Source organism: Curtobacterium sp. VKM Ac-2865 (assembly GCF_015350905.1).
Classification (GTDB): domain Bacteria; phylum Actinomycetota; class Actinomycetes; order Actinomycetales; family Microbacteriaceae; genus Curtobacterium.
On sequence record NZ_JADKRZ010000007.1, the window covers coordinates 43,167 to 57,418 of the forward strand.

Sequence of the window (14,252 nt, forward strand, 5' to 3'; positions counted from 1 at the left end):
AGCCTAAACGACACCCACGACTGAAAGGCTGGCAAGGAACCGCATGACTCGCTGGGAGTACTTCACCACGCCCTTGATGATCCACAACACCACCGCCATCCTCAACAACTACGGCGACGAGGGCTGGGAGCTGGTCCAGATCGTCACCGGTCCCGAGGGCGGGCTCGTCGCCTACCTGAAGCGTCCGAAGGCCCAGGCGTGAGCGTCTCCGACCGGCTCGCGGAGCTCGGCCTGACGATCCCCGCGGTCGCCGCACCCGTCGCCGCCTACGTGCCCGCGGTCGTCACGGGACGGTACGTGTACACGGCGGGGCAGCTGCCGTTCGTCGACGGAGCACTCCCCGTCACCGGCAAGGTCGGCTCGGATGTCGACGCCGCGACCGCGACGGCGCAGGCCCGCCAGGCCGCCCTGAACGGGCTCGCCGCCGTGCAGAGCGTCGCCGGGTCGCTCGACCGGGTCGCCCGCGTGGTCAAGCTCACGGTCTTCGTGGCGTCGGACCCGTCGTTCACCGGGCAGCCGGGTGTCGCCAACGGTGCGTCGCAGCTGGTCGGCGACGTCTTCGGCGAGGCGGGCGTCCACGCTCGCAGCGCCGTCGGCGTCGCGGTGCTCCCGCTCGACGCCCCCGTCGAGGTCGAGCTGGTCGTCGAGCTGACGGACTGAACCACCGTCGGACGCGACGCGTCCGCACACGCAGGAAGAGCCTCCAGTCCGGTCGGGACGGGAGGCTCTTCCTGCGTTCCGTGGTCTACATCAGGTCCGCGATGGTCGCCATGATCGTCGGGTCGGCCAGGGTGGTCGTGTCGCCGATGCGGCGGCCCTCGGCCGCGTCGCGGAGCAGCCGGCGCATGATCTTGCCCGAGCGGGTCTTCGGCAGCTCCGGCACGACGACCACCTGGCGGGGCTTGGCGATCGCGCCGATCCTGGTCCCGACCCAGGCGCGCAGCTCGGCGGCGACCGCCTCGCGGTCGGCGCCCTCGGCTGCCTCGGTCGTCAGGATCACGAAGGCCACGATGGCCTGACCCGTCGTCTCGTCGGCGGCCCCGACGACGGCGGCCTCGGCGACGCCCTCGTGGCCGACGAGCGCCGACTCGATCTCAGCGGTGGAGAGCCGGTGCCCCGAGACGTTCATGACGTCGTCGACGCGTCCCTGCACCCAGATGTCGCCCTGGCCGTCGAGCCGAGCGCCGTCGCCGGCGAAGTAGCGGCCGGGGAAGCGGTCCCAGTACGTCTCGACGAAGCGGTCCGGGTCGTTCCAGATCCCGCGCGCCATCGACGGCCACGGTTCGGTGATGGTGAGGTAGCCGCTCTCGCCCGGGTCGGCGCGGTGGCCGTCCTCGTCGACGATCTCGGCGACGATGCCCGGCAGCGGTGTCTGGGCCGCGCCCGGCTTCAGCTTGGTGACGCCGGGGAGCGCGGAGATCATGATCGCGCCGGTCTCGGTCTGCCACCACGTGTCGACGATCGGGGTGCGGTCGTGGCCGATGACCTGTCGGTACCAGTGCCAGGCCTCGGGGTTGATCGGTTCGCCGACGCTGCCGAGCAGGCGCAGCGACGACAGGTCGTGCGCGTCGGGGACCTGGCGGCCGGCTTTCATGGCCGCGCGGACCGCGGTCGGGGCCGTGTAGAGGACCGTCACCCCGTACTGGTCGACGAGGTCCCACCAGCGGCCGGGCTTCGGCTCGTCCGGGGTGCCCTCGTAGAGGACCTGGGTCACGCCGTTCGCGAGGGGCCCGTACACGACGTAAGTGTGTCCGGTGATCCAGCCGATGTCGGCGGTGCACCAGTAGACGTCCTTCTCCGGGTGCATGTCGAACACGTTCTTCTGCGTGTAGGCGGCCTGGGTGAGGTACCCGCCCGACGTGTGCACGATGCCCTTCGGCTTGCCGGTCGTGCCCGAGGTGTACAGGATGAAGAGGGGGTTCTCGGCGGGGAAGGCCTGCGGCTCGTGGTGCTCGTCCGCCTTCGCGAGCTCGTCGTGCCACCACCGGTCGCGGTCGTCGTGCCAGTCGATCGCGTTCTCGCCGCGTCGCACGACCAGGACGTGCTCGACGCTGTCCGTGCCCTCGCCCTGCAGGGCCTCGTCCACCGCTGGCTTCAGGGCCGCGACGGCACCGCGACGCCAGCCGCCGTCCGCCGTGACCACGAGCTTCGCGCCGGCGTCCTCGATGCGGGCGCGGAGGCTCTCCGCGCTGAAGCCGCCGAAGACCACCGAGTGCACGGCGCCGATGCGGGCGACCGCGAGCATCGTGACGACGGCCTCCGGGATGAGCGGCAGGTACACGACGACGCGGTCGCCCTGGCCGACGCCGAGGTCGGTGAGCATGTTCGCCGCACGCTGCACGTCCGCGGTCAGCTCGGCGTACGTGATGCGACGGGTGTCGCCGCGCGCGCCCTCGAAGTGGATCGCGACCCGGTCGCCGTTGCCGGCGCGGACGTGCCGGTCCAGGCAGTTCTCCGCGACGTTGAGCGTGCCGTCGTCGAACCACGTCGCGAACGGCGCGCCCGACCAGTCCAGCGTCCGCGTGAACGGGGTGCGCCAGTCGAGGAGCTCGCGGGACTGGTCCGCCCAGAACTGTTCGCGGTCCGTGCCGGCGGCGGTGTGCAGGTCCTCACGCGCGACAGCGTCGGCGATGAACTCGGGCGTCGGTGGGAACGTGGGGGAGTCGTCGTGGCGGGCGTCGTCGCCGTCGTGGCGAGCGTCGTCGCCGCGGGGGTCGACCTGGGTCGGAGTGGACATCGATGTCCTTTCGCGTCGGTGCGTCCGGTGTGCACACGGAGACTACCGCTCGGCCGGAGGGGTGGGTGCGTCCTGCAACGGGCGTTCTGCAGCGTGCCGTCGCGTGGCGTCCGGCGTTGCCGCCGGTGTTCGTCGGGCGGTCCTGCCGGTGGTCGTCCCGCGGTCCTGCCAGGGCGCGTCCCGCGATCTGCCGGGGCTCGTCCGGTGGTCCTCCGCCCCGCCTGACGGCGTTCGGCGTACGCCGTCGGCGGACACGCCCCGGAAGCGCGACACGGATTGCCCGAGTTGGCCCGTCGTGGGGTACAGTGGTGCTTGCCGGACTCGTTTCCGGCGGCATCGGATCGGATTCCCCCCAATCCTCCGGTGTCCTGGCGGCACCTGTTCCCCCCAACCGGTGCCGCCTCTTCTTTTTCCCGGACGCGTTGCGCGCCATCCGGTGTCCGTTGTGGCCGATCGGGTCTGGCCGATCCGCGCGTTGGTGCGGAACGGTGGACAGACCGGTACATGTCGACGCATGGACCACCACTGACCGACCGGTGGTACATCGGCGTGGCAGTGCAGCAGGCGGCAGGGGGTCGCTGCCGTCACCGCATCCCCGCGCGACCCGGCATCTCCGGGGACCGCCCGGGGTACGTGGGGACCAAACAGGGTACAAAACGTCACACTGATAGGAGGACCACAGGTCCTCCACAGACGGCTGCCTGGTCCGGTACGACCACTCGACCGCTGCCTAGCGTGCCGCCATGCACCGCCACCGCGCCGACGGCCCGCCGTTCCTGCCAGGGTCGTCCCTGCCCGTCCGGCTCCGCAGCGGCACCGACACGCTGGAGTTCGAGGAACTCGCACCGTTCGTGCTCGACGACACCGTGACCGACGTCCTCGTGCAGGGCGGCGTCTCGGTGTGGGTCGACCGCGGCAACGGTCTCGTCGACACCGGCCTGCGGCTCGGCGAGACGCGGACCAGGGAGCTGGCGACCCGGCTCGTCGCGCTCGGCGGCCGTCACGTCGACGAGTCCACCCCGATCGCGGACGTCCGGCACGGCGAGGGGGTCCGCGTGCACGTGGTCCTGGCGCCCGTCGCGGTGCGTGGCACCGTCCTGTCCATCCGGCTCCCGCGCGGAGCACGACCGACCATCGCCTCCCTCGCGCGGGGCGGGGTGTTCGACCGGGTGTCGCGACGGTTCGTCGAGGACGCGGTCGAGCAGCGGCGGAACGTCCTGGTCTCCGGCGCCACCGGCAGCGGGAAGACCACGCTGCTCGCCGCGATGCTCGGGCTCGTCCCGCACGACGAACGCATCGTCATGGTCGAGGACGTCGCCGAGCTCCGCGTCGACCACCCGCACGTCGTGGGGCTCGAGGCCCGGCAGGCGAACGCCGAGGGTGCCGGAGCACTCGGACTCGACCGGCTCGTCCGGGAAGCCCTGCGCATGCGACCGGACCGGATCGTCGTCGGCGAGTGTCGTGGCGCAGAGGTGCGGGAGCTCATGTCGGCGCTCAACACCGGTCACGACGGCGGGGCCGGCACCGTGCACGCGAACGGGATCGACGACGTGCCCGCGCGGCTCGAGGCCCTCGGCGCGCTGGCGGGCCTGGACCCGGCTTCCCTGGCCCGGCAGGCCGTGAGCGCCTTCGACCTCGTGCTGCACGTGGAGCGTGCGCGGGGCACCCGCCGGTTGGCGGCAGTCGGGAGGCTCGGGGTCGACTCCGCCGGCCGGCTGGCGGTCACGCCGACGGCCGGCACGGAGACGCGTGTCCGTCGACGCCCGAGCCCGCACGCCGGACATCCGTGAGCCGTCCGGCTCCCGCGTTCGACCCGGTCCACGCGGCCCGGGTGCTCGACCAGGTCGCGACGCTGGTCACGGCCGGGATCCCGGCGCCGCGGGCGATGGCCCTGGCAGCGTTCGACCCCGGTCGGGGGAGCGGCGTCCCCGCGTGGGACGACGTCCGCGCCGTGCTGGCCGTCGCCGAGCGCACGGGGGCACCCGTCGCGCCGACGCTCCGAGCCCTGGCCGGGGCGTTGCGGCGCGCGGCCTCGGGTGACCGCGCCGTCCGGGTGGCGCTCGCCGGACCACGGACCAGTGCGAACGTCGTGCTCACGCTGCCGGCACTCGGCGTGCTGCTCGGCTCCCTGTGGGGGATCGACACCACGGCCGTGCTGCTGCGGACCCCCGTGGGGTGGGTGTGCGGCACGGCCGCGCTGCTCCTGGTCGGCGTCGGACGCGCCTGGACCGCCCGGTTGATCCGCGCGGCGACCCCGGAGGGCGGTGTCCCCGGGGTGCTCCTCGACGCGTGGGCGGTGGCGCTCGCCGGGGGAGGCTCGTGGACGAGTGCCGCGTCGGCCGTGCGGGACGCGATCGACGAGCGGCCGTCGCGGTCGGTCGAGGCCGAGCGGCTGCAGGAGACGCTCGACCTGGCACGTCGGGCCGGGGTGCCTGCGGCGGCGCTGCTCCGGGCCGCCGCCGACGACGTCCGTGACGACCTCGCCGCCGAGGCCCTGGCCGCTGCTGAGCGGCTCGGCGTCCGCCTCGTCCTGCCGCTCGGGACGTGTGTGCTGCCGGCGTTCGTGCTCGTGGGGGTGGTCCCCGTCGTCGTCGGCATCCTCTCCTCCACCGTGACGGGGGCCGCGTGAGTTGTCCACGGGTGCGTCCGGTGTCGGCTGCTCGGCCCTGCCCGGTCGCCAGGCTGGTCCCACCAGAAGAGAAGGGAAGACCACCATGACCACCTCGACCCCGGACACCCGTCCCGATCCCACCTCGCTCCGTCGTCCTGCGTTCGACGACGACCGTGGGTCCGCCACCGCCGAGTACGCCGTCGTGATCCTGGCCGCCGTGGCCTTCGCCGGCGTCCTCGTGGCGGTGATGCGCTCCGGCGAGGTCCAGGCGATCCTCACGGACCTGGTCCGTGGTGCGCTCTCCCTGTGACCGTGGTGCCGTCACGGTCGAGTTCGCCGTCGCGCTGCCCGTCGTGGCCGTGGTCGTGTCCCTGGCGATCGGCGGGGTCGTGCTCGTCGACGCGCAGAGCCGCCTGCAGGTCGCTGCCGCCACGGCCGCTCGGGCCTGGGGCCGCGACGACGCCGACGGTGCCCAGGCCGCACTGGGACGACTCGCTGCCGGTGCCGGCAGCCACGTCACCCGGCAGGACGGCCTGGTCTGCGTCACGGTCGAGCGCTCCGGTCGCGGGCCCTTCTCCTCCCTCACACTCCGCGCGTCGGGCTGTGCGGCGGACGGCGGACGGTGACCGTGGATCGGCCACGGTCGTCATGGTCGGCGTCGTCACCGTGGCGATGGTCCTGGCCACGGCGCTCCTCGCGGCTGCGGGCACCCGGGTCGCGGTCGTACGGTCCCAGGGCGCCGCGGACGCCGCCGCCGTGGCCGGTGCGGCGGCGGCCGTCGGACTGGTCCGTGGCGGACCCTGCGCCGCCGCGGACCGGACCGCGCGTGGCAACGGGGCACGGGTCTCCTCGTGTGACGTCGCCGACGCCGTCGTCCGGGTCCGGGTGCACCTGCGCTCCGGGCCGTTCGACGTCGAAGCCGTCGCACTCGCCGGTCCTCCGCCCGTCGACGGATGAACACACGACCCGGACATCGACCCGGCGGGCATCCCCGTCACTGTGTGTATGGTGTGCCTGTCGGCCCGCCGGTCATCGATGTCCCGGTCGACCCGGACGCGTCCGCGTCCCAGGGCCGACAGCACCATCGATCAAGGAGTCACGTGCCAGGCACGAAGAAGCTCGTGATCGTCGAGAGCCCCGCGAAGGCGAAGACGATCGCGCAATACCTCGGTGACGGATACGAAGTCCAGGCGTCAGTCGGACACATCCGTGACCTCATCGAGCCCAAGAACCTGCCCCCGGAGCTCAAGAAGGGCTCGATCGGCAAGTTCTCGGTCGACGTCGACAACGGGTTCGAGCCGTACTACGTGGTCTCCGACGCCAAGAAGAAGACCGTCGCCGACCTCAAGCGCGCCCTGAAGGACGCCGACGAGCTCTACCTCGCGACAGATGAGGACCGCGAGGGCGAGGCCATCGCGTGGCACCTCCTGCAGGTGCTGAAGCCCAAGGTGCCCGTCAAGCGCATGGTCTTCCACGAGATCACCAAGGAAGCGATCCAGCGGGCACAGGAAGCCACCCGCGAACTCGACACCGCACTCGTCGACGCCCAGGAGACCCGCCGCATCCTCGACCGTCTCTACGGCTTCGAGGTCTCGCCGGTGCTCTGGCGCAAGGTCGGCCCCGGCCTGTCCGCCGGCCGTGTGCAGTCCGCTGCCACCCGGCTCGTCGTCGACCGGGAGCGCGAGCGTCTCGCCTTCGTCTCGGCGAACTACTGGGACCTGACCGCACGCTTCGAGAAGGCTGGCGACAGCGCCTTCACGGCCAAGCTGGCCCGGATCCACGGCACGCGTGTCGCCTCCGGCCGTGACTTCGACGACCGCGGGGTCACCACGTCCGACGCCGTCCGGCTCGACGAGGCCTCCGCCACCGCCCTGACCGCCGTGCTCGAGCGCGCCGGGGACGCCGTCGTGCGCAGCGTCGACTCCAAGCCCTACACGCGCCGGCCGGCCGCGCCCTTCACCACGTCGACCCTGCAGCAGGAAGCCGCTCGCAAGCTCCGCTTCTCGGCGCGTCAGACGATGAGCGTCGCCCAGTCGCTGTACGAGAACGGCCACATCACCTACATGCGAACCGACTCCGCGTCGCTCTCGCAGCAGGCCGTCGCCGCCGCCCGCAAGCAGGCCGCCGAGCTCTACGGCGGGGACACGATCCCGGACAAGCCGCGCAGCTACGCCGGCAAGAGCAAGAACGCCCAGGAAGCCCACGAGGCCATCCGTCCTGCCGGTGACGTGTTCCGCACGCCGTCGCAGATGGAGAAGGTCCTCCGCGGGAACGACTGGAAGCTCTACGACCTCATCTGGAAGCGCACCGTCGCCTCGCAGATGGCCGACGCCAAGGGCTCCACCGCTTCGGTGGTCCTCGGGATCACGTCCGCCGAGTCCGTCGAGGGCCTCGCGTCCACGGCGACGGGCACGGACGTCGAGTTCACCGCGTCCGGCACCGTCATCACGTTCCGCGGCTTCCTCAACGCCTACGAAGAGGGCCGTGACGAAGAGCGTCACGACGCAGCCGCGAACGCCGCCGACGCCAAGCTCCCCGTCATGACCGAGGGCGACCACCTCGGGGTCGACGAGGTCGAGGCCAAGGGGCACGACACCTCCGCGCCGCCGCGCTACACCGAGGCCAGCCTCGTCAAGACGCTGGAGGAGCTCGGCATCGGGCGCCCCTCCACCTACGCGGCGATCATCTCGACGATCGTCGACCGCGGCTACGTCACCCCGCGCGGCACCTCGCTCGTCCCGAACTGGATCGCGTTCAGCGTGGTCCGGCTGCTCGAGGACTACTTCGGCGACCTCGTGGAGTACGACTTCACGGCCGAGATGGAGAACGACCTCGACCGGATCGCCAACGGCGAGGCCGACCGCGTCGACTGGCTCAAGGGCTTCTACTTCGGTGGCGGTGACCAGCGCGGCCTCCGCACGGTCATCGACAACCTCGGTGAGATCGACGCCAGGGAGATCAACTCCGTCGAGCTCTCGCCGGGTCTGACCCTGCGCATCGGTCGGTACGGCCCCTACATCGAGACCCCGAGCGACGACCCGGAGAAGCCCCGCCGCGTCAACGTCCCCGAGGACCTCGCCCCCGACGAGCTCACCCCCGAGAAGGCCCGCGAACTCGTCGACGCGCCGGTCGTCAGTGACCGCGTGGTCGGGATCAACCCGGAGACGGGGAAAGAGGTCCTGGCGAAGGACGGCCGCTTCGGTCCGTACGTGACCGAGCGCACGCCCGAGCCCGAGCCCCAGGTGGACCCCGCCACGGGAGAGGTCATCGAGACCCCTGCCGAGCCGGAGCCCGTCGCGACCACCGCCGCGGCGAAGAAGACGACCGCGGCCGCCGCGAAGAAGGCCGCTGCAGCCGGGGAGACGGCCACCGCCACGAAGGCTGCCGCCACCAAGGCCAAGAAGCCCGCGAAGAAGGCCGCCGCGCCGAAGGAGCGCACCGCGTCGCTCTTCAAGTCGATGGACCCGCAGAGCGTGGACCTCGAGACCGCGCTGAAGCTGCTGTCCCTGCCCAGGACGGTCGGCGCCGACCCCGAGTCCGGTGACGAGATCACCGCGCAGAACGGTCGCTACGGCCCGTACCTCAAGAAGGGGACGGACACCCGCACGCTGCCGAGCGAAGACGCGATCTTCGACGTCGACCTCGCCGGTGCGCTCGAGATCTTCGCGCAGCCGAAGTACGGCGCCAAGCGTGCCGCGAGCGCCTCGCTCAAGGAGTTCGAAGCGGACCCGGTGTCCGGCAAGCCGATCAAGATGAAGGACGGCCGCTTCGGGCCGTACGTCACCGACGGCGAGACGAACGCCACGATCCCGCGCGGCGAAGAGGTCGAGGCCGTCGACTTCGAACGGGCCGTCCAGCTGCTCGCCGACAAGCGTGCGAAGGGCCCCGTGAAGAAGAAGGCCCCCGCGCGACGCGCTCCGGCCAAGAAGAAGTGACCGGCCGCTTCATCACGCTCGAGGGCGGCGACGGGGCGGGGAAGACCACGCAGGCCGAACTCCTGACGGCGTGGCTCGAGACCAACGGCCGGACGGTCGTGCGCACGCGTGAGCCCGGGGGCACTGACCTCGGGCTCCGCGTCCGCGAGATCGTCCTGCACGAGCGCGGGCACATCGCGCCGCGCGCCGAGGCCCTGCTCTACGCCGCCGACCGGGCACACCACGTCGAGACCGTCGTGCGGCCCGCGCTAGCACGGGGCGACGTCGTGCTGCAGGACCGCTACATCGACTCGTCCGTCGCGTACCAGGGCGTCGCCCGTGGGCTCGGTGCCGAGCAGGTCCGCGACGTCTCGGACTGGGCCGCCGGTGGTCTGCAGCCCGACCGGACCGTCCTGCTCGACCTCGACGTCACCGAGGGCCGCGCCCGCGTCGCCGCCGCTCGTGGTGACACGTTCGACCGCCTGGAGTCAGAGGCCGCTGCGTTCCACGAGACCGTCCGCCGCGCCTTCCTCGACATGGCCGACGCCGAGCCCGACCGCATCCTCGTGGTCGACGCCGCGAAGCCGACGGACGACGTCCAGCGGGCGATCCGTCGTGCGCTCGCACCACTCGTCGGGATCGACGCATGAACGCGGCCTCGTCGGTGATCGCTGCCAGCACGAGCGCGGCCTCGTCGGTGGTCGCTGCCAGGATGTCCGCGTGAGCGTGTGGGACGGCCTGACCGGCCAGGACGAAGCGGTCGCGGCGCTCCGCAACGCCGCCGAGTCACCCGACGGCACCGGCGGGATGACGCACTCGTGGCTGATCACCGGCCCCGCGGGTTCCGGCAGGTCGAACGTCGCCACCGCCTTCGCCGCAGCCCTCGTCGGCTCCGGTCCGGACGACGACCACACCCTCCGGCAGATCACGGCGCACACGCACCCGGACGTCTCCGTGCTGACGACCCAGCGGGTGATCATCACGATCGACGAGATCCGGCACCTCGTGACGTCCTCGTACTACTCACCGTCCGTGGGTCGCTGGCGCGTCGTCATCATCGAGGACGCCGACCGCATGACGGAGCGCACGTCGAACCTGCTGCTCAAGGCGCTCGAGGAACCGCCGGAGCGCACCGTGTGGATCCTCTGCGCGCCCAGCGAGGCCGACCTGCTCCCGACCATCCGGTCCCGCGTCCGTTCGGTCCGGCTCCGGGTCCCGGGCATCGAGTCCGTGGCCGACCTGCTCGTCGCCCGGACCGGGGTCGACCGGGCCCTCGCGCTCGACGCGGCACGGCAGGCCCAGAGCCACATCGGCATGGCACAGCGTCTTGCGACCAGCCCCGAGGCGCGAGAGCGTCGCCGCAGGACCCTGCAGACCGTGCTCGGCATCCGGAGCGTCGGGGAAGCCGTCACCGCGGCGGCCGAACTCCTCGCCGTCGCCGACGAGGACGCCAAGTCGATCACCATGGAGCGCGACGCGGAAGAGCGCGACGCGGCCCTCCGGTCCCTCGGGGTCGAACCCGGTGGCACGGTCCCGCCAGCGCTCCGGTCGCAGCTCCGTGCCATGGAAGAGGACCAGAAGCGTCGGGCCACCAGGAGCCTCCGCGACGGCCTCGACCGCATCCTGGTCGACGTCTCCTCGCTCTACCGGGACCTCCTGCTCATGGGACTCGGAGCACCGGGCGAACCGGTCAACCTCGCGATGCAGGACGAGCTCGACCGCGCACAGGAGTCGGTCCCGCCGGCGGCGGCGCTCGAGATCCTCGACGCGATCGCCCTGGCCCGGCAGCGGATCGCGGCGAACGTCGCAGCGCTGCTGGCGCTCGAGGCGCTCCTGGTGACGCTGGTCCGCGCCCTCCGCTGAGCGCTCGGGCCGCTGGGCGACGCGCGCGGTGCGCTCGTTTCGCGCTCGCCGGTCGGAACCTGTATAGTCGTGACCCGTGCCGCTCCGGATCCGGAGCGTGCGCCGCCTTAGCTCAGTCGGTAGAGCGATTCACTCGTAATGAATAGGTCGTCGGTTCGATTCCGACAGGCGGCTCCACGAAGAACCCCGGTCGGGGCCCTGAACAGGGTCCCGACCGGGGTTCTGTCGTTCGGTCGGTGCACGATCCGTCCGTGCACGATCCTCAGTGGGTGGTGGTGGCGACCCAGTCGATCAGCAGGTGCCCCGGCTGGCCCCAGTTGCCGATCTGGAACATGTAGCGGTGCGGCGTCGTGGGGACGTTCTCGGTGACGGTGCCGATGAGCTCGCCGTCGAGGTAGTACTTGACGTACTGCCCGGGGACCCAGTCGGTCGTGTAGGTGTGCCATCCGCGCCACGACACGTGCGTGTCGATCCGCTTCGCCTTGTCCTCTTGCCCGGGGACCATCGAGTGGTGGAAGACCGTCGGGCGTCCGTCGAACTGGCCCTCGGGGTAGTTCAGCTCGCCGTCGGCGCGGACGTTCGACGTCGGCCACAGCATCACGGCCACACCGTTGGCAGCGCCGCCGCTGGCCTTCGCGCGGATGCTGAAGGTCCCGCCGACGTGCGACCAGGCACCGGTCGGCGTGCCGAACGTCCCGGCAGCGCCGTGCTCGCCGTCCATCGCGACGTCCATCACGCCGTCGTGCGCACTCGCGATCAGGCTGGACCAGTACTTGCCGCCGGTGGCGTCCGGGTAGGGCTGCCAGGCGTTCACGTACGTGGAGGCGAACGCACCACCAGCCGGTGCAGGCGTGTCGAAGCCCTCGGCGAAGGTGGAACCGGCCGGGGGGTTCGTCGTCGTGCCGACGGCCATCGGAGGCGCTGTCGGATCGGGCTCGGCCGTCGTGGACGGGGTGCTCGGCATCGTCGTCTCGTCGACGGGTGCAGACGCCGCCGATCCGCCAGCCGATGGCTGCTTCGTCGTGGGAGCGGAGGGAGTGGCGCTCTGCACCGAGCTGCCGGCCGTCCCGGGGGCGGGCTCGGAGGAGCCGGCCGGGGCGACGGTCGCGAGTGCCAGCGCCGCCGCACCCGCCGCCACCACCACCACTGTCATCACACGCTTGATCATGGGAACCCCGCGGAACATCTGCCTCAGGGATCTCCAGGGTCCAGATCGTTCTCGTCATCACCTTCGAGTACGCCACAACGCTAACTGCGCGCGTCCGAGGTGTCTGGTCTGACTGCCATGTCAGCGCGGCCTTTGCGGCTTCCCGCTGACATGGGAGTGTGCGACGTGGTGACCGTCCCCAGTCCGGGGGCCAAGCACCGCGGTTCGGTTGCTCAGGGCAGGTAGTACGTCGGGTTCGGCAGCTTCACGGCGCGGTCGGCCGAGCCCCCCAGCAGGTCGCTGAACTGGTCTCCGAAGTTCGCCACGACGTCGTAGTGGCCGCCGCTCCGCGACTCGATGTGCGCACGGGTCTGCGACTTGTACTCGACGGTCGTGCACTTGGCGGTGGCGCACTCCACGTACGACGGCTGCTGCGAGGCACCGACACCGGTCCACTTCGTGTAGTACGTCTGCGTGCCGCGTCGTTCGGCGGTGAACTGGGGGAACCCGACCTTCTGCAGGTTCGCGATCGTGGCCTCCTTCTGGTCGTCGTTCCGGCCGGTCAGCCCGATCACGGTGCAGCCGGACTGCTGCGCCACCGCCACGAGGGACGTCATCGACGGGGTGGCCGGGAAGCGCTGGTCCTGCACCCAGACGTCCTGCTCAGCGGGGTTGAACACGAAGTGCATGTCGGCGACCTCCATGTCGTAGGTCCACAGCGTGGTGTCGTCCGCGTCGAGCACCACGGCGGGGTTGCGGTGCTGGTACCGACCGGCGGCGCACTGCGCGGCGACGACGGGTGCATGGCGGGCGACGATCGAGCGCATCTCCCGGATGTAGGGGGAGTTCTGCTTGTCCGCGATGCCGGTGCCGGGGTCGCCGTAGTAGGTGGCGATCGTGGACTTCACTGAGTCGATGTTCGGGATGCCCTCACCGCCCTGGGTCGCACCGGAGGAGCCGTCCGGTGCCATCGTGAACCGGGTGCGCGGCGCGAGCCGGGGTTCCGTGACGCCCGGCAGGTTCGTCGAGGGGAGGTAGTAGGTCGGGTTGGGGAGCTTCAGGGTGCGGTCGGCGTACCCGCCCTGCAGGTCACTCCACTGGTCGCCGACGTTCAGCGTGATGTCGTAGCCGAGGTCCTGCTCGATGTGCTTGCGGGTCTGGGCCTTGTACTCGACAGTGGTGCACTTCGCGGTCGCGCACTGCACGTACGACGGCTGCTGCGAGGCGCCGACACCCGTCCACTTCGTGAAGAACGTGTCCGGGGTGAAGCCCTGGTACCCGACCTTGGTGAGGTTGGCCAGCGTGGCTGCCTTCTGGTCGTCGTTCCGCCCGGTGAGCCCGAAGACCGTGAAGCCCATGCGCGACGCGGTGTCCACGAAGCCCACCATCGACGGGGTGGCGGGGAAGCGCTGGTCCTGCACCCAGACGTCCTGCTCGGTGGGGTCGAACACGAAGTGCATGTCCGCCACCTCCATGTCGTAGGTCCACAGGGTCGTGTCGTCCGCGTCGAGCACGATCGCGGGCTTCTCGCCGCGATGGACCGCGCGGTCGTGGATGCGCTGGAGCTGTGCCGTCTGGCGGGCGACGATGCCGGCCATCTCGCGGATGTAGGGCGAGTCCGCCTTGTCCGCGATGCCGGTGCCCGGGTCCCCGTAGTAGGTGGCGATGGTCTTCTTCACGGAGTCGATGTTCGGGATGCCCTCGCCGCCCTGCGTCGCGCCGGACGACCCGTCCGGCGCCATCGTGAAGGCGGTCCGCGGTGCGAGCGTGGTGTCGCTCCCGTGCCCGTGCCCGTGGCCGGGCGAGCCCCACCCGTGCGCTGACGCCGGCACAGCACCGACGACCGTTGCCGTGACGACGACGGCTGCTGCCGCCGCGGCGACGGCGAGGAACCGGGAAGGGGACGCGGAACGGCGCATGGGGATCCTGATCTCGAGGTGGCGACCCCTGATCGGGGGACATCCGAGCACGCTAGCTGGC

The 14,252-nt window shown here is 71.5% G+C and carries 13 protein-coding genes and 1 tRNA gene; 11 read left to right on the forward strand and 3 right to left on the reverse strand.

What is annotated here, in order from left to right:
- Positions 1–43 precede the first annotated feature (43 nt).
- Positions 44–202 (forward strand): DUF4177 domain-containing protein, encoded by a 159-nt coding sequence (locus ITJ54_RS15895; protein ID WP_111106559.1) that lies wholly within the window; start codon positions 44–46, stop codon positions 200–202.
- Positions 199–660 carry a RidA family protein gene (locus tag ITJ54_RS15900; RefSeq protein WP_194629941.1) on the forward strand — a complete coding sequence of 154 codons (462 nt, stop codon included), beginning with the start codon at positions 199–201 and terminating at the stop codon, positions 658–660. The genes ITJ54_RS15895 and ITJ54_RS15900 overlap by 4 nt, the downstream gene beginning before the upstream one ends.
- A gap of 85 nt (positions 661–745) precedes the next feature.
- Here ITJ54_RS15900 and acs read toward each other — a convergent pair whose 3' ends face one another.
- Positions 746–2,737, reverse strand: a complete 1,992-nt coding sequence (gene acs, locus ITJ54_RS15905; RefSeq protein ID WP_194629943.1) for an acetate--CoA ligase — start codon at positions 2,735–2,737, stop codon at positions 746–748.
- 743 nt (positions 2,738–3,480) lie between these two features.
- On the opposite strand from acs, the gene ITJ54_RS15910 reads away from it, so the two are divergent.
- The 9 genes from ITJ54_RS15910 (at position 3,481) to ITJ54_RS15950 (ending at position 11,302) form a co-directional block, all read left to right on the forward strand.
- Entirely contained in the window at positions 3,481–4,527 is a 1,047-nt protein-coding gene (locus ITJ54_RS15910) for a TadA family conjugal transfer-associated ATPase (protein WP_194629944.1), read from the forward strand.
- Positions 4,524–5,366 carry a type II secretion system F family protein gene (locus ITJ54_RS15915; protein ID WP_194629946.1) on the forward strand — a complete coding sequence of 281 codons (843 nt, stop codon included), beginning with the start codon at positions 4,524–4,526 and terminating at the stop codon, positions 5,364–5,366. The genes ITJ54_RS15910 and ITJ54_RS15915 overlap by 4 nt, the downstream gene beginning before the upstream one ends.
- 85 nt (positions 5,367–5,451) lie before the next feature.
- On the forward strand, positions 5,452–5,658 hold the full coding sequence (locus tag ITJ54_RS15920) for a DUF4244 domain-containing protein (protein WP_194629948.1): 207 nt from the start codon (positions 5,452–5,454) through the stop codon (positions 5,656–5,658).
- Positions 5,639–5,974, forward strand: coding sequence for a TadE family type IV pilus minor pilin (locus ITJ54_RS18390; protein ID WP_194629950.1), 336 nt, complete (start codon positions 5,639–5,641; stop codon positions 5,972–5,974). The genes ITJ54_RS15920 and ITJ54_RS18390 overlap by 20 nt, the downstream gene beginning before the upstream one ends.
- The gene (locus ITJ54_RS15930) at positions 5,952–6,305 is read left to right on the forward strand and encodes an Rv3654c family TadE-like protein (protein ID WP_323741760.1); all 354 of its coding nucleotides are present in this window, start codon (positions 5,952–5,954) and stop codon (positions 6,303–6,305) included. The genes ITJ54_RS18390 and ITJ54_RS15930 overlap by 23 nt, the downstream gene beginning before the upstream one ends.
- 143 nt (positions 6,306–6,448) lie before the next feature.
- Entirely contained in the window at positions 6,449–9,283 is a 2,835-nt protein-coding gene (topA, locus tag ITJ54_RS15935) for a type I DNA topoisomerase (RefSeq protein WP_194629954.1), read from the forward strand.
- Positions 9,280–9,912 carry a dTMP kinase gene (gene tmk / locus ITJ54_RS15940; protein ID WP_194629956.1) on the forward strand — a complete coding sequence of 211 codons (633 nt, stop codon included), beginning with the start codon at positions 9,280–9,282 and terminating at the stop codon, positions 9,910–9,912. The genes topA and tmk overlap by 4 nt, the downstream gene beginning before the upstream one ends.
- A gap of 70 nt (positions 9,913–9,982) precedes the next feature.
- Positions 9,983–11,125, forward strand: coding sequence for a DNA polymerase III subunit delta' (locus ITJ54_RS15945; protein ID WP_194629958.1), 1,143 nt, complete (start codon positions 9,983–9,985; stop codon positions 11,123–11,125).
- A 101-nt stretch (positions 11,126–11,226) separates the two neighbouring features.
- Positions 11,227–11,302 (forward strand) — tRNA-Thr (locus tag ITJ54_RS15950).
- A gap of 85 nt (positions 11,303–11,387) precedes the next feature.
- On the opposite strand, the gene ITJ54_RS15955 is transcribed toward ITJ54_RS15950, so the two are convergent.
- Both ITJ54_RS15955 and ITJ54_RS15960 read right to left on the reverse strand, forming a co-directional pair.
- Positions 11,388–12,293, reverse strand: coding sequence for a glycoside hydrolase family 16 protein (locus ITJ54_RS15955; RefSeq protein WP_194629960.1), 906 nt, complete (start codon positions 12,291–12,293; stop codon positions 11,388–11,390).
- Between the two features lie 212 nt (positions 12,294–12,505).
- Complete coding sequence (locus tag ITJ54_RS15960) at positions 12,506–14,191, reverse strand: HAD family acid phosphatase (protein ID WP_194629962.1); 1,686 nt, start codon at positions 14,189–14,191, stop codon at positions 12,506–12,508.
- Positions 14,192–14,252: the final 61 nt, after the last annotated feature.